General features: G+C 39.8%; 12 protein-coding genes. 9 read left to right on the forward strand and 3 right to left on the reverse strand.

Translation table 11 applies throughout. The features are described from left to right. The first annotated feature begins 77 nt into the window (after positions 1–77). The 9 genes from FBD94_RS02580 (at position 78) to FBD94_RS02620 (ending at position 15,651) form a co-directional block, all read left to right on the forward strand. The gene (locus FBD94_RS02580; protein WP_131611024.1) at positions 78–668 is read left to right on the forward strand and encodes an RNA polymerase sigma factor; all 591 of its coding nucleotides are present in this window, start codon (positions 78–80) and stop codon (positions 666–668) included. Between the two features lie 86 nt (positions 669–754). Further along, a complete protein-coding gene (locus FBD94_RS02585; RefSeq protein ID WP_136878953.1) occupies positions 755–1,951 on the forward strand; it encodes a FecR family protein in 1,197 nt (398 codons plus the stop codon). 122 nt (positions 1,952–2,073) lie between these two features. Next, positions 2,074–5,703: a SusC/RagA family TonB-linked outer membrane protein gene (locus FBD94_RS02590; protein WP_136878954.1), complete on the forward strand. Its 3,630-nt coding sequence runs from the start codon at positions 2,074–2,076 to the stop codon at positions 5,701–5,703. Positions 5,704–5,714: 11 nt separating this feature from the next. Next, positions 5,715–7,073: a RagB/SusD family nutrient uptake outer membrane protein gene (locus FBD94_RS02595; protein ID WP_136878955.1), complete on the forward strand. Its 1,359-nt coding sequence runs from the start codon at positions 5,715–5,717 to the stop codon at positions 7,071–7,073. Positions 7,074–7,123: 50 nt separating this feature from the next. Continuing rightward, positions 7,124–8,053 (forward strand): ABC transporter ATP-binding protein, encoded by a 930-nt coding sequence (locus FBD94_RS02600; protein ID WP_131611020.1) that lies wholly within the window; start codon positions 7,124–7,126, stop codon positions 8,051–8,053. Positions 8,054–8,083: 30 nt separating this feature from the next. Then, positions 8,084–10,375 (forward strand): Gldg family protein, encoded by a 2,292-nt coding sequence (locus tag FBD94_RS02605; RefSeq protein WP_136878956.1) that lies wholly within the window; start codon positions 8,084–8,086, stop codon positions 10,373–10,375. Positions 10,376–10,392: 17 nt separating this feature from the next. Then, on the forward strand, positions 10,393–11,730 hold the full coding sequence (locus tag FBD94_RS02610; protein WP_136878957.1) for a MutS-related protein: 1,338 nt from the start codon (positions 10,393–10,395) through the stop codon (positions 11,728–11,730). Between the two features lie 2 nt (positions 11,731–11,732). Further along, a complete protein-coding gene (locus FBD94_RS02615; protein ID WP_136878958.1) occupies positions 11,733–13,055 on the forward strand; it encodes a MutS-related protein in 1,323 nt (440 codons plus the stop codon). A 58-nt stretch (positions 13,056–13,113) separates the two neighbouring features. Further along, the gene (locus FBD94_RS02620) at positions 13,114–15,651 is read left to right on the forward strand and encodes a zinc-dependent metalloprotease (protein WP_136878959.1); all 2,538 of its coding nucleotides are present in this window, start codon (positions 13,114–13,116) and stop codon (positions 15,649–15,651) included. Between the two features lie 194 nt (positions 15,652–15,845). Here FBD94_RS02620 and FBD94_RS02625 read toward each other — a convergent pair whose 3' ends face one another. The 3 genes from FBD94_RS02625 to FBD94_RS02635 all read right to left on the reverse strand — a co-directional run bounded on the left by FBD94_RS02625 (position 15,846) and on the right by FBD94_RS02635 (position 18,773). Further along, entirely contained in the window at positions 15,846–16,652 is an 807-nt protein-coding gene (locus tag FBD94_RS02625; protein WP_136878960.1) for a phytanoyl-CoA dioxygenase family protein, read from the reverse strand. Between the two features lie 290 nt (positions 16,653–16,942). Beyond that, positions 16,943–17,722, reverse strand: coding sequence for an SDR family NAD(P)-dependent oxidoreductase (locus FBD94_RS02630; protein ID WP_136878961.1), 780 nt, complete (start codon positions 17,720–17,722; stop codon positions 16,943–16,945). Between the two features lie 70 nt (positions 17,723–17,792). Further along, the gene (locus FBD94_RS02635; protein ID WP_169472192.1) at positions 17,793–18,773 is read right to left on the reverse strand and encodes a transglutaminase family protein; all 981 of its coding nucleotides are present in this window, start codon (positions 18,771–18,773) and stop codon (positions 17,793–17,795) included.

Raw genomic sequence — 18,773 nt, forward strand, 5'->3', positions numbered from 1 at the left:
AAAGGAATTAATATTATCTTTGTATACATTGCAGTTCATGAAGGAAGTATTTGCACAAAAATTGTTAAGCTAAGGAGATGGCAATTGGGTCGACTGAAAGAGACATCATTATTGCATTAAAAGCCGGTGATGAATTTGCTTTCCGCCAAATTTTTGAACTTAATTTCAAAAGACTGGCCAGTTTTTGTTTCCGATTGCTAAAAAATAAAGAGCAGGCAGAAGAGGTAGTGAATGATACCTTACTCAGTGTATGGGTAAATCGTGACAGACTAAATGAAGATTTACCCATTGCACCCTACCTATATACCATTTCCAGAAGACTTGCACTTAACGTATTGCAGAAAATTGCAGTTTCCCAGAAAGCAATTGACCAGTTATGGTTGAACATGGAAAAGGTAAGCAATGATACTGAAGAAGCAGTTTTGCTAGTAGATCTGCAGCGTTTTACAGAGGCCGCCCTGATCCATTTACCGCCCCAGCAGCAACTGATCTTTAGAATGAGTAGATATGAGGGATTAAATTATGATGAAATTGCAGCAAAGCTTAATCTTTCCCGTAATACAGTTAAAAACCATCTTGTAGCAGCATTAAAGACGCTTAAGACACATTTCAACCAATCAGATGTAGCTTATTTTTTGCTCCTGACAGCAGGCTTGTTCAAACGTTAAAAATATTTATTTTCATATCGACTAGTCCTAATTTCGTTTTGCCCTGTAATGCCTAATATAACCCCAATGTAAAGGGAGTGTGAAAAATGGCGGACAAGCAACGTATAATAAATTTACTTCAGCAATTTGCAGATGGAAACATCAGCCAATCGGAGTATGCAGAATTGATTGGTTTTTTTAACCTTAGAGGTCGCGATGAGGATCTTTTTGCTGCAATGGATGGTATCTGGGACAATACCCGTCCAGAGGAAAATTATACAGCCGAAGAAATAGGTTCTTTTTATCAAAACCTCGTCAGCACACCACAATTTAAAGCAGCAAGAAAATCGACAGTAAAAACAATACTATGGCCACGGTTTGCCGTTGCCGCCAGTTTAATAATTGCTTTGTCGGCAGGTATATATTATTTTAATGCGAGTTATTTTGCCAATACACCTTCACGTATAGCCAATACTTCAAAAGACATCCTCCCCGGAAAAAATAGAGCTGTGCTAACACTCGCAAATGGGGAAACACTCCAGCTTAGCGACAATAAAGCCGGTGTAGTCATTGATGCAAGAAAATTAACCTATAACGATGGTACCGATGTAGCTTCTTCAAAACAAGCCCAGGTTGGTAACGGAATTGCCCCAGATAATGAGGTGAAATTAAGTACGCCAAGGGGCGGGACTTATCAGGTGGAATTACCGGATGGGACCAGGGTATGGCTAAATGCCGCTTCATCTCTAAAATTTCCTGTTCAGTTTGGTAAAAAAGAACGTAGGGTATTATTGAATGGAGAAGCGTATTTTGAGGTGGCTAAAAATAAGCAGCATCTTTTTGTAGTAGAAACAAGCAAGCAGGAAGTTAAGGTTCTCGGTACGCATTTTAACATTACAGGTTATGCAGATGATGCAGCTACTAAAACGACACTTTTGGAAGGTGCTGTTCGCGTTACTGACCTTATGGGCAACAGCAGTATTAAGGATGTCGTATTAAATCCCGGACAACAGTCTGTTGTTGCAGGTAAACAATTGAAGGTTTTTGAAGTGGATACTGAAGAAGCCGTAGCCTGGAAAAACGGCACCTTTATTTTTACTGGTCAGACGCTGAAAGAGATCATGAAGCAGGTAGAGCGCTGGTATGATGTAGAAGTGGTGTTTGAAAATAATGAACTTAAAACGCAGGCTTTCAGAGGTACAGTGTCCAGGTTTAAAAATATATCCCAATTGTTAGAAGTATTAGAATCAACAGGATCAGTTCACTTTAAAGTTGAAGGAAGGAGGGTAATCGCTATGCTATAATTTGACTATACTATAGTGAATGCCATAAAAAACCGGGAATGCGGCAAACATCCCCGGCAATAAGTGGTATTCAGATGAGACATATTCACATATAACAACTAAACCACTAAACAACAAATGTAATGAAATTTAAGGATCCAAACAGATCTGGGCATTTTGCCTATATAAATAATTCAGTACTCCGTATTATGAAGCTAATCCTACTTATCATGACCACCTTCTTGCTACAGGTTAGTGCTTCTACCTTCGCACAAAGGATAACTTTTAATAAAAAAGAGGCTTCATTGAAGCAATTGTTCCTGGAAGTGAAGAAGCAGACCGGTTACAATATATTTTGGGAAGAGGGGAAGGTTAACGACAGACAACTAATAGATGCTTCATTCAAGAACACACCATTGGAAGTCGTACTGGATAAAGTATTAACACCACAAAAATTAACTTATAAACTGGTCAATAAAACCATTGTTGTTAAGAAAAAAGAGCCACTATTTTTTGACAAAGTTACCAGCTTTTTTGCGACTGTAAATGTGACAGGTAAAGTTATAGATGCAGAAACCGGTAATGGCATCCCTAAAGTTACCGTTAAGCTTAAAAACTCTAACCGCATGGTTGTCGCCAATGAGCAGGGAACTTTTATGTTTTATGGCCTTAATGATGACGATATATTAATCATATCTGCTGTCGGCTATCTTGCGCAGGAGATGAAAGCTAAAGACGGTATGGTCGTTAAGCTGCTTGCAGCTACTAAAGTTCTGGAAGATGTAATTGTATCTACAGGTTATCAGCAGCTAAAGCAAAAAACTACAACAGGTTCATATTCAGTAATAACGGCTAAAGAAATTGAAGAAACACCAAGTGTAAACTTAATGGAGCGCCTGGAAGGAAAAGTACCAGGTGTAAAGTTTGATCTTAGAAACAATTCAATTCAGATCAGAGGAGTAAGCTCTTATAATGGACGTCCACCGCTGCTTGTTATAGATGGCTTTGTCGCACTAAATCAAAATTTAACCAATATTACATCTGGCACCTTAGATGGAAATCCAAAAAATTCAACCCAGCCAGAAACTTCCGGTAATGCGATCATCAGTACATTTAATCCTTCAGATATAGAGAGCATTACTTTCCTTAAAGATGCTGCAGCAACAGCTATCTGGGGTGCTAATGCCGCAAATGGTGTTATTGTTGTAACAACCAAAAGAGGTAAAAAGGGAACTTCATCTATTAATTTTAGCACGACATTCAGTACCTCGGCACCTGCTAATTTTAAGAACATGACCTCGATGACAAATCAGCAGTATATTGATTTTGAACAGGAACTATTTGATAAAAAATTTATTCTAAATCCTGCATCAGACTGGCGACAGGCACCTGTTTCTGAGGCTCAGCAATTGATGTTTGATGCGAAAAGCGGGAAGATTACAGCTGCTCAAAAAGACGCAGCCTTAAACGTGCTGGCAAATCGTTCAAATACAGATCAGTTAAAAGAGTATTTGCTTCAAAGAGCAGTCTCACAACAACACAATTTATCTTTTTCGGGAGGGGCTGAAAACAGTTCTTATTATGTCTCTGGGAATTATACCAAAGATCAACCCGTATTTAGGAAAAACAGTGGAGAAAGTTATTCTGTACTCACCAATTTAACTAACGATTTCTTAAATAAGCGACTTTCATTGAGTACAGGATTAAACTATACTTATGCTAAATCGACTGTAAATAGTGCTGCAATACAGGCCTTAAGTGTTGGTCGGTATGGAATGGCGCCTTACCAGATGTTGGTTGATGACGAGGGCAATAGAATAGGTAGTTATGTAACTGTTAAAAAAAATACGGCAGATAGTTTGATCCGGATCAATAAGCATCTGCCCTGGACATATAATCCTATTGACGAGTTAAATTACAACAACACAATTACTGAAAGAAACTCCATAAGGGTAAATGCCGCGATCAAGGGTAAAATCACAAATTGGTTAAATTTATCAGTATCAGGACAGCTTCAGAAATCATTAAATGACCAGGTTTTAATTCAAAACTTAGACAGTTATTTAGGTCGTGAATTGTATAATCTTGGAACGGTGCCTGTAAATGGGAAATTGGTTTCTGGCTTTCCTAAAGGTGGCATTTACAAAAGTACCCGAAGTAACAGCAATGCTTATGGCTTGAGGGCTCAACTAGATATTGATAAAAACTGGAATGATGTTCATAGGTTTAATATGGTTGTGGGTACAGAGATCAGTCAGAATAAAGGCACTGGTTCAGGACAAACATTATATGGTTATAATGAAGATGTTTCTTCTGCTGTAAATGTTAACACGACAAGTACCGGTAATTATGCTACTATTTATGGTCAGGGGCAAGGACGTTTTCCATTTACAAATTCTAGTATCTTTCGAAATACCACCCGTAACCTTTCTCATTACAGCAGTGCAGGATATTCCTATTTGAATAAATATTTTGCAACTGCCAGTGTACGTTTTGATGACATTAACTTATTAGGGGTAGACAGGAGAGATAGAGCTACTCCATTATGGTCTGGAGGTTTACGCTGGGATATAAAGAAAGAAAGCTTTATGGATAAGATTGAATGGATCAATTCATTAAGTATCCGTGCTACACTAGGAACAGCTGGAAATCCACCTTTAACCTCAGCTAATTTTTCAACTATCGCAGGTATCGGACAACTTGATGGGTATACCCAATTGCCTTTTGTTTATATAAACTCGCCTGCAAATCAGGATATTGGCTGGGAAACAACGAAGACGACAAATTTCGGAATAGATGCTGGTTTGTTCAACAACCGTTTAAGTGTTGGCGTTGACATTTATCGTAAGCGCAGTTATGACATTATTATGTCCTTGCCGCTCAATTCTACTTATGGTTATTCCTCATTGTCTTATAATGCAGGAGATTTAGAAGGACATGGTGTAGAATTAAATATATCAGGGGATGCCGTGAGGACAAAAGATTGGAACTGGTCTTCAAATTTCAATCTTTCTTACAATACCAATAAGGTTACAGATTCACGTTTTCCGAATAGATTGGCTAACGGCGGAGTTTCAGCTATTATTACAGGCTTACCAGTGGATAATTTCTTTGTTTATCGTTGGGCTGGATTGGACGATAAAGGTCAGTCGCAAATCTATAACGCAAGCGGAAAAAAGATCTCATCCAAAGATCAAACCTACACTGTGGCTCCTGAAGATCTTGTTAATAAAGGGAGAACAACGGCACCATATTTTGGCGGTTTAGGTACTACGGTTAGCTATAAAAACTTAAGTCTTTCCGTAAGGGCTACTTATTATCTGGGACATATCTTTTTATTGCAAACGATCAATCAACAGTTCTATCCGGTGGACAACGAATTTAGTCCGGCGCAATTTTCAGGACTGCTGGCCAACAATACCAGGTTAACGAACCGGTGGAGGAAAGCGGGTGATGAGGCGACCACTGACATTCCCGGAATAACAGGTTCAAGTATAACCAGCATCAGCAGGTTTATGAATTCTGATCTGAATGTAAGGGATGCAGGTAATATCAGGCTACAACAGATTACGCTTAGCTACCGGGTACCTGGAAGTTTATTAAAAAGAACACATTTTATTAAGAGCATAGATTGCGGTTTAACGGTTAGTAACCTTGGTCTTTTATGGGTGGCGAATAAAGAAGGAATAGATCCGGAATATCAAATGACCAACGCCTATAATAATCTGCCTCCCACAAAAAATTATGTGTTTAACCTAAGACTATCACTTTAATTCGTCCCACAATGAAGAAAATATTATATACACTGATCTGCGGTACTGTATTGTGCTGTGCTGCCTGCCGCAAATATGTAGAAATTCCACCTGAGAATTTGAAAGTGTTATCAGCTACTTCAGACTACCAGGCTTTACTTAACTATGGTATTACTTTTGAAGTTTCTTATTCTAGTCCTGTGCTTTCAAGCGACGATATGGGAACAGATGAGGTAGTCTGGCAAAATCCTTTAAATGTGTTGAGCGCAAATGCCTATACCTGGGCAGATAGAATGTATGAAGCGGCTGCAGAAGATAATGAATGGAGCAAGTTCTATAACACAATTTTCAACTGTAATGTTGTAATCAATGGTGTAATGGATAGCCAAGGGGGTACTGATCAGCAAAAAAGAAGGGCATTGGCGGAAGCTTTGGTACATAGAGCATATAGTTATTTTACGCTGGTTAATATGTATGCAAAACAGTATGACCCCGCAACTGCGGCTACTGATCCAGGTTTGCCTTTGGTGCTTACGCCGAGGTTTACAACCGACTTAACCAGGGTAAGTGTGCAAAAGATCTATAATCAGATTAAAGCTGATCTGAATGCAGCTTTGCCGGATTTAGCTGATAGAGCAGATTTTATCACAAATCCTTCAAAAACCGCTGTATATGCCTTGCTGGCACGTACGTATTTAAATACAAGGGAGTTTTCTGAGGCACAACGCAATAGTGAACTGGCATTGTCACTTCAAAATACATTAATTGACCTTAAAGCGTATACTGCGCCAAATGTGACATTCCCAAACAGGTTAACGAATCCTGAGGAAATATTTTTTAAGCGTACCGCATCATACTTACCAAATGTGCCTATAAATGCAAATACAATCAGCATTTATGATCTTAATGACCTGCGGTATCAGTTGTATACTGCCGATCGTACTAAATCAAATGCTCCTTTCAATAACCGTGTTTTTTATAAACATAGGTTAAGTGTAGATGGCGCATATGTTGGCCCTAGTGTACCTGAAATGATGTTGATTAAAGCAGAGTGCGAGGCACGTGCTGATAAACCGGATGCGGCGATTAACACGTTGAATGAATTACGTAAAAAGCGTTTTGATGATGCCCATTATATAGGCTTGACTGCCAGTACAGGTAACGAAGCTTTGCACCGTGTAATTGATGAAAGAACGAGAGAGTTTATAGGACGAGGTTTCCGCTGGTTTGATCAGAGACGTTTAAGACAGGACCCTGGATTTATAACCACGGTGACCAGAGTTTTTAAAGATGTTACTTATACACTTACACCTGAAAGCAATAGATATACCTACCGTATTGCAGAAAAATACATTCAATTAAACCCCGAAATCGTACAGAATCCGAGATAAATACATCGGCCCAAACGATCCTTTTACTGGTATTAAAACAAACAAAAAATATGAACGAACCCATCGTAAGTGTTAGAGGTCTGTCCCATCGTTATAGTGTACAATGGGCAGTACGCGATATTAATTTCGAACTTACAAAAAATGGAATTTATGGACTGCTCGGCGCTAATGGCGCCGGCAAGTCCACAATCATGAATGTGATGTGTGGTGTGATCAAGCAATCACACGGGGACATTGTGATCAAGGGAATTAACCTTGGTGAGCATCCTGAAAAAGCGAAACGTAATATTGGCTTTTTGCCACAGCAGCCACCTTTACAGAACGATCTTACGGTCGAAGAATTTTTAATCCATAGTGCCAATATCAGGCTTATGGAATCAAAAAAGGTAAAAGCAGCAGTGTCCGAAGTAATGAGCAAATGCGGTATCAGCCATTTCAACAAACGCTTAATCCGGAACCTATCCGGCGGATACCAGCAAAGGGTAGGGATAGCACAGGCAATCATCCATAAACCCGACTTTGTGGTGCTTGATGAGCCTACTAACGGATTAGACCCTAACCAGATTCTGGAAGTACGGGGGCTGATCAAAGAGATTGCTGAAGAAAGAACAGTAGTCCTCTCGACCCACATCCTACAGGAAGTACAAGCGCTTTGCGACCACATTTGGATGATCAATGAAGGAAGTATGATTTTTTCCGGATCACTGGCAGAATTTGACAATTACATTGTACCAAATACACTGGTGGTATCACTGGTGGCAAGTCCTACAGTAGAAGAGTTGCTTGCCATACCTGGAATAGAAGGTGTGGAGGAACTTGGGGGAATCAGGTATCGTTTACGTTTTACAGATGCGCAGGATGTAATCGAGCGACTTGTAGAAACAAGTGTAGCCAGAAACTGGCGCCTGATAGAAGTAGCATTGGAGAAAAATTCACTGGAAACTGTTTTCGCGGAATTAAGTAAGAAAAAATTAAAATAACGCAAACAGATTTCGTTCATAATAAAAAAAATGAAAACAATATATAAAATAGCAAGAACAGAACTACAGGTCCTGTTTTACTCTCCAGTTGCCTGGCTAATCCTGGTGATATTTAGTTTCCAGGTATGCATGGGATTTACAGGGACCTACGATTTTCTGGTTAGGCTACAATCTATTAATACGCCGTTAAGCAGTGTCACCATTAATACATTTGGAGGCTGGGCAGGTGTATTTACCAAAGTACAATCTTATTTGTACCTCTATATGCCGCTGTTAACCATGGGAATCATGAGCAGGGAGCTCAGCAGCGGATCCATTAAACTGTTTTACTCTTCACCAGTTACAAACACACAAATCATTTTAGGTAAATACCTTTCGTTAATGATCTTTGGTTTGGTGCTGATTGGTGTTCTAGGGATACTGGCCATCTTCTCTATTTTTACTGTAGATAATGTGGATATCCCCTATTTATTAACCGGCTTATTGGGTTTATACCTGCTTACTTGTGCCTATGCGGCAATTGGTCTTTTTATGTCATCCTTAACTTCTTATAACGTAGTTGCAGCCTTAGGTACCCTTTGTATTTTTGCTTTGCTTGGTTATGTAAAAGATGTAGGGCAGAGTATTGAATTTGTACGTGATGTAACTTATTGGCTGGCCATAACCGGGCGCAGCAGCACCTTTATTTCTGGTATGATTACCAGCGAAGATGTACTGTATTTTATCATCGTAATTGTGCTATTCTTAGGCTTTACCATCATCAAATTGCATGCAAGTAGGCAAAAAACATCCTGGATGTTGACCCTGGCCAAATACGCAGGGGTATTTTTTATGGCCATGTTTATTGGTTATTTAAGTGCAACGCCATCGCTTAAAGTATATTATGATGCGACACGCACCAAAGAGAATACCTTAACAAAAAGCAGTCAGGAAGTAATGGCCAAATTAACCGGTGGTTTTAGCATCCATACCTATAGCAATATGCTTGATCCTACCGGCTATACCGCTCTTCCCATCTCCTATAAAAATGATGTAGAAAATTTCGAACAATACATCAGGTTTAAACCGGATATCAAGATGGATTATAAGTATTATCATCATCATTCAGAAAATCCACAGCTGGATAGGATGTATCCGAAATTGAATGATGCCCAGCGATTGGATACCCTGATTAAATTTAACCAATGGAACTTTGAGATTAGCCCATACTCGGCTATTAGTGGTAAAGTAAATCTTGAACCAGAAAATTTCCGTTTTGTAAGGGTATTAGAACGTGAAAACGGACAAAAAACATTTCTCCGTTTATATGATGACATGCGTCGTCAACCATCAGAGGCTGAGATTACTGCTGCAATAAAAAGACTGGTAATGGACTTGCCAAAGGTAGGTTTTTTGACCGGGCATGGTGAACGTGAAAGTAATGGAAAGACTGACCGTGGCTATAATATGGTAGCACAGGAGAAAACCTTTCGCTATTCGATGATTAACCAAGGGTTTGATTTCGCAGAGATTAAATTAGATAAACCTGTGTCTGATAATATTCGTATCCTGGTCATTGCCGAGCCTAAACTAGTTTTAACAGCAGAAGAGCAGAAAAACTTAAACCAATATATTGCGCATGGAGGTAACCTGTTAATCGCTGGAGAACCGGGCAGACAAACACAGATGAATGCCATTACAGAACAGTTGGGCGTACAGTTTCTCCCAGGCAGATTGGTAAGTCCGAATCCTAAATTAGCTTCAGATCTCCTGGTCTCAAAAATTACAAAAGAAGCTGCTGATTTTTCTTTTTATCTGGAAAATTCGAAGAAAAGAGAAGAAGTAATCACCATGCCTTCTACTTCGGCACTTGCTTATACCAGCGACAAAGGATTTAATGTGATTCCTTTATTACGTACGGATTCTACAGGAAGTTGGAACGAAGTGGAAACCACGGATTTTATTGATCAGAAAGAAAAGTTAAATCCTGCAGCTGGGGAGGTAGAACAATCTTATCCAACAGTGCTGGCATTATCCAGAAAAGTTAATGGTAAAGACCAGCGGATTTTAATTACCGGTGATGCTGATTGGTTAAGTAACGGCGAGCTCGGAATGAAGCGTAATGAAGTACAGGCGGCAAACTTCTTATTGGTAGCAGGTTCATTCTTTTGGCTGTCGAACGGTGAAGTGCCGATAGATATGCGCCGTGATACGCCTTCGGATCGTTCCCTGAGTATTGGCACGAAAGGATGGGCATTCTTTGGTGTTTTCTTTAAATGGGGATTCCCGGCGTTGCTTATTGCTGCGGGACTGGTCATTTTGATCCGCAGAAGAGGAAGATAGTTAACCTAAACATAATTATGAGTTTTTCCGTTGATAAACAGACGCTGGACGATCTGAATGTATTCAATAAAAAAGGACGCGATTCTGTTTTCGGGCTCTTTAACCGCACCCGCACCCGTGGGGGTGCGGAAATCCTGGAGCAAATGTTCCGGTATCCATTGTCGGATGCCGGAGCTATAAATCAGCGTAGTGAGGTCATCCAGTTCTTTCAGTCCGCTCAGATTGCTTTTCCGTTTAAAGAAGAGTGGTTTGACCTGATAGAACAGTATCTCAGTAATGCAGACGAGCGTAGTAAACTGCAGAATGATGAAAATAAGCTGGGCCGAACGTTTAGCAGCCTTATGGGGACTGATACCGAATACAGGCAAATTGCAAAAGCCGTTACCGCTGTTATAGCGTTGCTCAATGCCTTTCGTCAGTTTTTAGACCAGGTAAACCAGGGTAAAGCCGATACCCCATATGATGAAGAAAGCCAAACGATTGAGGGCGTTCTTGCAGACGAGGAAATACAACAGATCCTTAAAGGGGCTGCGGTAGAAAAGCAGAATTATGAGAAAATTGCTGCGTACGACAAGGTATTGCGTTTTAAAAAGAAAGACCAGCTGCAAAGACTTTTGTATTACGCCTATCATCTGGATGTGTATATCGCCATTGCAAAGGTGGCTACTGTTAAGCAGTTTGTATTTCCACAAGCATTACCGGAACACCAGCAAACTTTGAAGTTGGAAGGCGTATACCATCCGTTGCTCGAACATGCAATTGGCAACAACCTGGAAGTAGATCCGGATGGCAATGTCATTTTCCTAACAGGAGCGAACATGGCAGGTAAATCTACTTTTATGAAATCGTTGGGTATCGCTGTATTTCTCGCGCATGCTGGTTTTCCAGTACCTGCAAAAAGTATGGTATTCCCTGTGATGGATGGTTTGTTCAGTACCATTAACCTGCCGGATAACCTGAGTATGGGATACAGTCATTTTTATGCAGAAGTATTGCGAGTAAAGAAAGTGGCGGAACAGCTGGCCCTGTCAAAAAAGATCTTTGTCATATTCGATGAACTTTTTAGAGGGACCAATGTGAAAGATGCTTTCGAGGCAACAGTTGCCCTTACGGCCGCTTTTGCGCGAAAAAGAAACTGCATGTTCGTAATTTCTACACACATTATCGAGGCCGGAGCGGTATTAAAAGATCGTTGTAACAACATCCAGTTTATTTACCTGCCAACAATTATGGATGGCGCCAAGCCTGTTTATACTTATACCCTGAAGCAGGGCATTACTGAAGATCGCCATGGGATGATCATCATCAATAACGAAGGTATTATTGACATTTTGAAAAATAAAAAGACCAGATAGCCATGCCATTTGTAACAGATAAACAAACACTGGACGATTTAAACCTGTTGGGTAAATACAAGAATAATTCTGTAATTAACTTGTTTAATCTTACCCGCACTGCAGGTGCGGAACATTTACTGGAATCTATGTTCCAACAGCCTTTAACCAGTGTAGCCAACATTAACCGACGCAGTCAGATCTTTCAATATTTTCAAAGTAAGAAATTGGATTTCCCTTTTGAAACCGAAGCCCTGTCTGCAACAGAGAATTACTTAAGTGGAGCTTCAGCATCCAATATTTTGATGGCCGCCGGACAAAATGCCCGCCGTAAGCTTTTATACTATATGGGCTTAAGGGTAGAACATGATCTGATTGCCAATGGACTTCTGACCGCTATAAAAATGCTTGCCAGTATTGGAGGGTTCATTTCCGGACTGTTGCAGCAGGATTCTCAAAGTCCGTTTGCAGCTGAACTTCAGAAAGCCAACCTTATTTTTAACGGTAATAAATTAAAATGGCTTGAAAGTGTAAATATAGCCGGACCACTGTCTTTTTTTCAGACTGTAAGGTGCGATTACCTGCTACGTACCACCCTTAGAGATGAAATTGAAGTGATTCTTGAGCTAGTCCACGCTATGGATGTTTTTATTGCAGTAACCGATGTCTCTCGCGCAAAAGGCTTCAGTTATGCGCTGGCATTGCCGGCCGAAAAAGATGTACTGCATATTGAAGCGGGATTTCACCCTTGTCTGGAAAAAGCGGTACCTAATACTGCTGATCTGGATGCAGATAATAATGTGATCTTCTTAACAGGAGCAAACATGGCTGGTAAATCCACCTTTATGAAGTCGTTCGGAATCAGTGTTTATCTGGCTCACATGGGGTTTCCGGTTCCGGCTAAATCTATGACGTTTTCTGTGAAAGATGGTATTTATACTTCCATAAATGTTCCTGACGACCTTAATATGGGCTATAGTCATTTCTATGCAGAAGTGCTGAGGGTAAAAAAGATAGCTGAAGAAGTAAGTGCACCTAAAAGCCTGGTTGTCATATTTGATGAGCTGTTTAAAGGAACTAATGTAAAAGATGCCTACGACGCCACACTTGCTGTATCTGAAGTATTTGCAGAACACCGCAATTGTTTTTTCATTATCTCTACACACATTGTGGAGGTAGGGGAGGTATTAGGACAACGCAGTGATAACATCCGTTTTATTTATATGCCTACAGAAATGAATGGAAAGATTCCGGTATACACCTATCGTGCAAAACAGGGCATCAGCAGCGACAGACATGGGATGATGATCATTGAAAATGAAAAGATCCTTGAAATTATAGGCTAATACAACCATAAAAACAATTCAATCTTATATATCAATTAGAAAAACAATAACAAACAAAATGTTTAAACTGAAATCAACATTGTTTTATTGTGCATTAAGTACGGCAACACTGGTATCGGGTTGCGCACTATTGCACAAGAAAAAGGCCCCGGCGGCTAAAATTGCGGTTATAGATCCTGCTAAGAAAACCGCAGATAGCCTTAAAAAGGTCAATACTTTAAAACCTTATTCAGAGGTGATCACAAAAAATACAAAAAGCCAAAACGGCTTTATCACCGTTCACCAAAAGGAAAATAAGTATTACTTCGAAATTCCTAACGCGATCCTAAACAGGGAGATCCTTTTTGTAAACAGGGTTTCCAAAGCTTCTGCTGATATGCGTAACGGTTCCAATGGTTATGCCGGGGACCAGATTGGCGAAACGGTATACCGTTTTGAAAAAGGGCGTGACAAAAAGATCTTTTTAAGAAGGATCTCTTTTTCTGAATACAACAAAGACAGTACTACAACTATGTTCGCAAGTGTACAGAAAAATAATGTACAGGCTATTGCAGCGGTATTTCCAATGTTGGCGCTATCCAAAGATTCTTCTGCAACAGTTGTGGATGTAACAGATTTTTTAAATAGTGACAACGACATCCTTTATTTTGAACGTAAAGCGTTTAAAGATAGGGCCGGAATGGCGGGGCAACAAAATGACCGAAGTTATATTGATTTTGTACATAGCTATCCTAAAAACTTAGAGATAAGGGCCGTTAAAACATATAGCGCGGGGTTAAATCCAGCCAGCTCAAGTTATACCATTGAACTGAATTCATCTATGGTCTTGCTGGATGAGAAACCAATGAGACCGCGTTTACAAGATCAACGTGTGGGATATTTTACCACTTCGTTTAGAGACTTTGATGCAGATCCACAAGGAGTAAAGACTACTACCTACGCCAATCGTTGGAAACTGGAACCTAAGCCAGAAGATGTAGAGAAATATAAAAAAGGAGAGCTGGTGGAACCTGCAAAACAAATTGTATTCTATATAGATCCGGTTACACCTAAAAAATGGGTTCCGTATTTGATTCAAGGTGTTAATGACTGGCAAAAAGCATTTGAAGCTGCTGGCTTTAAAAACGCAATAATTGCAAAGGAGGCTCCTACAAAAGAACAGGACAGTACCTGGAGTATTGATGACGCAAGACATTCTGCTATTATTTACAGACCATCAGCAATTGCTAATGCAATGGGGCCAAGTACCGTTGACCCACGTAGTGGTGAGATCATCGAGAGTCATATTTTCTGGTATCACAACGTAATGTCTGTATTGCAAAGATGGTATATGATGCAGGCTGGTGCTACAGATCCAAGAGCAAGAAAGGCTACTTTTGATGAAGATTTGATGGGTAATTTAATTCGTTTTGTATCTTCTCATGAAGTGGGCCATACTTTAGGTCTGAGACATAATTTTGGTTCAAGCTCAACTGTCCCCGTAGAAAAACTAAGAGATAAAGCTTGGGTGGAAGCCCATGGACATACGCCATCTATTATGGATTATGCGAGGTTTAATTATGTAGCACAGCCTGAAGATAAAATTACTGAGAAAGGTTTGTTCCCAAGAATTGGTGATTACGATAAATGGGCCATTAAATGGGCTTATACCTGGCATCCTGAATTTGAAACTCCAGAGCAGGAGCAGAAAATGCTGGTTAAAATGGCTACGGATTCTATTAGTAAGAATAAGCGTTTGTGGTTTGGTACTGAGTCGGAACCATTTGACCCAAGATCGCAAAATGAAGATTTAGGCGATGATGCTGTTAAAGCAAGTACTTATGGAATTAAGAATCTAAAACGGATCATGCCACAAGTTGGTAAATGGGTAACCGTTCCCGATGCAGATCAAAGTAAATTACATGGTGGTTATGCAGGCGTTTGGGATCAATACCAACTTTATCTTGGGCATGTGATTAAAAATATAGGTGGTATCTATCATACCGTTAAAGTAAATGGAGAGTCGGGTCCAATATATGAGCCAGTGCCTTATTCCATACAAAAAAGAGCCGTTAAATTTGTAAACGATGAATTGTTTGATACACCTGTATGGCTCAATAATCCGGATTTCGCGCAGAAACTGGATATTAATTTTGATGCGGAATTGAACAATTTGCAAAAAGGCGCCATTAATGCGGTAATCATGCGAAATAGGATCATGAAATTGTGGGGCAATGAACACAACGGTTCCGGAGTTAAAACGTATACCTTGACAGATCTTTTTAGTGATTTAGATGCAAGGATATTAAAAGAAGCCCGTAATGGGACTAACGTTGACTATTACCGCAGAAATTTGCAGAAATTATATGTATACAGGTTACTGGAACAAACTTTTGTAGAGAACGAGATGAATACTAGTTCCGGATTGGGCACCTATAAATTTACAGTTTCCGATTTAAAAGGCTTATTTAAAGATCAGCTGAGAAAACAACAACTAATGTTTAGAAATGCCGCTAAAAAGACGGGATTAGATAAACTAACCAGAATTCATTTTCAGGAACTGGATTGGATGATTGACTCCAAATTTATAGCAGAAAAAACAGGGATTGCTAAGTAATCGTATCTCAATAAAATTTAAAGAGGGTGCATTCAGACACCCTCTTTGATACAAAAATAGATCTAACCAAACATCTAAAATCTTTTGGTATTCAATTTAACGAATAACCGTACTTGCTGCGAGGTTTTTTGTAAGAAAACCAATTTTCCTGAGCGGATCAGGTAGCTTATAATCAATGCGATCAACATATATAATTATTTAACCAGGCCTGCAAAACGCTGATAGAAAGCGGTAGGACTATTTTCATTTTTTGGCTCATATTTACCGACAATAATTGGGATGTAGATGACCCTTCTGCGGCTTTCTTCTCCGATTACCGAGGATTGTGCAACGCGATGCCATAAACGCCCATCATGTATAGTCAAGTCGCCGGCATCAGGTATAATCGCTGTTTCCTTTGCATCGGCTTTGTTGTCTAAGAAATACTTCTTACGGAAAAGCATTTGATATAAGCTCTGTTTATGGGTGCCGGGTAAAACTCTTAGCCCACCATTTTCCGGCTTTAATGTATTCAGGTGAATACCTACGTTCAGCATAGGGCTTAATTTCTGCCCATGAAAGATGTCTCTTAGTCCGTCTGTATGCCAGCCCATTTGGCTAAACTTGCTTTCATGTCCGTTTACATAATGGTTTAATACCATTCCATCTTTTTCTTCAGTACCTAACCTGGCACCTGGGCCGATCAGTTCCAATAGTGTTTCAAAGCGTGGATCCTGTGTAAGTTCTGCAAATAGCGCGTGGTGCTGATTTAAAAAAGCAAAGCGTTGTACAATTGCAGATCCATCAAGATCTTTCCCATATTTAATAGGGATGCCATTTACCTTTATTTTTTCATTTGCTATCCATTGTTGTTGCACCTGTTTGGATGCAGCTACAATGTCATTTACGGTTTCTGGTTTGATGAAACCTTTAAAATGGATGAAACCATTTTGATTGAAAAAGTCTTTTTGCTCGGTGGTAATTTTGTTGCCTAAGGTGAATTTTATATAAGAGGTACCCATGATCAGGAAGTATTAAAATTAAAAAATGATTAAATTTCTCATCTGCGGAGGTAGGCAGATGTTAAAGAGGTTAATCAGTAAATGAGAATCTGATTAGCAACAACAGCAACAACCTATGCCTTTTAGGAGACACATTCGCATGGTACATGCAGTAGGGTTATAGTTGCTTTTAGTCATTTAAATAAAGTATACTTGTTTAGTAGACTTTACAAAAGTAGCAAAAAAAAACTATTATCAAATTTATTTGCAAATAATTTGAATGTTTTTTTAACAAGCAGATAATGATAGTGTTATCGTTTGTATAATCCGGCTGTAATCCGTTCAATAAGTGCTTTATTCAGATGCTGTGCGCCGAATGCGGATAGTTTGTTTAGAAAGCCGGGGATGATCTCTGCTTTTTTGTTAAACATTCCTTTTATCCCGGCACTGGCTACGCTTTCGGGCGACATATTAAATTTCTCTGCCAGATCTGCCATGGCATCTAATCCTGCACGATGAGCAAAACCGGTATCAGTGGGGCCTGGGCAGAGGCAGCTTACGGAAACGGTAGTGTTTTTCAGTTCGTAGCGCAAAGCTCGGCTGTAAGAAAGAATAAATGATTTACTTGCTGCATATAATGCGAGGGTCGGTACAGCCTGGTAGGCTGCAGTGCTGGATAGATTTAATATATAACTCTGTTTTTGTTGTTTTAATAATGGAAGTAAATGGTGCGTTAGACTAAGTACAGCATTAATATTTAAGGCCAGCATATTCATTTGTGCGCTAAGTTCCAGTTTTTCAAAATCGCCCCAAAGTCCATAGCCGGCATTATTAATTAATATGGATAATTTATCTGTATGCTGCTGAGCCCATTCGGCGACTTGTAGCGGTCCAGTATCTGCAGAGAGGTCTGTCGGCAGATAGAACACTTGATTGTTGTAGTCATTTTGAATTTGCATGGTGAGTTGCTGCAATTCTGCTTCCGATCTTGCAACCAGCAGTAAATGGTAACCTGCTTTAGCAAGCGTTATGGCCATGGATTTTCCAATGCCTTTGCTGGCTCCCGTTATTAATGCAAATTCATTTTTCATAAAACACGCTGTTAGTACGGCATAAAGTAAGTTATATTTTATGACATGAACTCTGCCTGCTAAATACTTTTTATTGTTGTTGCTGTTGTTGGATCTGCTGCATAAGTTCCAGATTACGACGATAACTATTTCCTTTTGCAGCTGGCGCAGAAATTGCTACTGACTCGGTTTCTTCTGTGAAAGGTTCATGTGTATCTGATGTTCCATTATCATAACCAACGATTACCTGAACCGTAAGCTTATGATTGGATGGCCCTTTATATACACCTTTTACCGGAGAGCAATCAGTAAAACTTCTGCCCAGTGCCAGTCTTACATAAGTCTCATTGGCAATACAATTATTTGTTGGATCTAAGCCCAGCCAGCCATAGTCCGGTATGTAGGCTTCTACCCAGGCATGAGTGGCACCCTCACCTCGAATACCGTTTTTATTCGGACAGATGTATCCGCTTACATATTTTGCGGGGATTTTGGCCATTCGCAACATCTGGCAAAGGATATGTGCAAAGTCCTGGCATACGCCTGATTTGATGTGCCAGATTTCATCGATCTGCGTCTGTGCTGTTGTTACACCTTGTATGTATTTGAAATGCTCATATACGTATTGACAATAGTCCATCGCCACGTGGTGGGGTGTTAAACCTGCCTGAAGGTATTGCTCAGTAACTTTTTTAAGCTCATTGAGCTCATTAAAAGCTTCCCATTTAAGGTAATCGATGTAAGGGACCTGATAACGTAATTTTTCTAGCTCCATCCATTGCATCTCGCTGAACATCGTTTCTGTGGGGAGTTCTTTAGGTGTGGTTCCTACAGTAAGTTCCGAACAAATTTCAAGTTCCCTGTGTCGTTCGCTATAAGCAAAGAAGCCGATTTTGTTACCATAATAGTCGGTAAATACATCTACTTTTGGGTTGCCAGAGATGATTAGGGTATGCTTAATTACCTTTTGAAACTGATCTTCAATAGGGTAGAGGATGATGTGGTTTACGCTTTCTCTTACCGGAGATTCGTAAGTGTATCTGGTAACGTGTTTGATTTTAAATTCCGGCAT

Source organism: Pedobacter hiemivivus (assembly GCF_005144565.1).
Classification (GTDB): Bacteria; Bacteroidota; Bacteroidia; order Sphingobacteriales; family Sphingobacteriaceae; genus Pedobacter; species Pedobacter hiemivivus.

What these genes read in the sequence shown, in the direction of transcription:
- FBD94_RS02620 (WP_136878959.1), top strand. Translation starts at nt 13,114, where the DNA reads ATGTTTAAACTGAAATCAACATTGTTTTATTGTGCATTAAGTACGGCA.
- FBD94_RS02610 (WP_136878957.1), top strand. Translation starts at nt 10,393, where the DNA reads ATGAGTTTTTCCGTTGATAAACAGACGCTGGACGATCTGAATGTATTC.
- FBD94_RS02580 (WP_131611024.1), top strand. Translation starts at nt 78, where the DNA reads ATGGCAATTGGGTCGACTGAAAGAGACATCATTATTGCATTAAAAGCC.
- FBD94_RS02595 (WP_136878955.1), top strand. Translation starts at nt 5,715, where the DNA reads ATGAAGAAAATATTATATACACTGATCTGCGGTACTGTATTGTGCTGT.
- FBD94_RS02625 (WP_136878960.1), bottom strand. Translation starts at nt 16,652, where the DNA reads ATGGGTACCTCTTATATAAAATTCACCTTAGGCAACAAAATTACCACC.
- FBD94_RS02615 (WP_136878958.1), top strand. Translation starts at nt 11,733, where the DNA reads ATGCCATTTGTAACAGATAAACAAACACTGGACGATTTAAACCTGTTG.
- FBD94_RS02585 (WP_136878953.1), top strand. Translation starts at nt 755, where the DNA reads ATGGCGGACAAGCAACGTATAATAAATTTACTTCAGCAATTTGCAGAT.
- FBD94_RS02630 (WP_136878961.1), bottom strand. Translation starts at nt 17,722, where the DNA reads ATGAAAAATGAATTTGCATTAATAACGGGAGCCAGCAAAGGCATTGGA.
- FBD94_RS02600 (WP_131611020.1), top strand. Translation starts at nt 7,124, where the DNA reads ATGAACGAACCCATCGTAAGTGTTAGAGGTCTGTCCCATCGTTATAGT.
- FBD94_RS02635 (WP_169472192.1), bottom strand. Translation starts at nt 18,773, where the DNA reads ATGCCGGAATTTAAAATCAAACACGTTACCAGATACACTTACGAATCT.
- FBD94_RS02590 (WP_136878954.1), top strand. Translation starts at nt 2,074, where the DNA reads ATGAAATTTAAGGATCCAAACAGATCTGGGCATTTTGCCTATATAAAT.
- FBD94_RS02605 (WP_136878956.1), top strand. Translation starts at nt 8,084, where the DNA reads ATGAAAACAATATATAAAATAGCAAGAACAGAACTACAGGTCCTGTTT.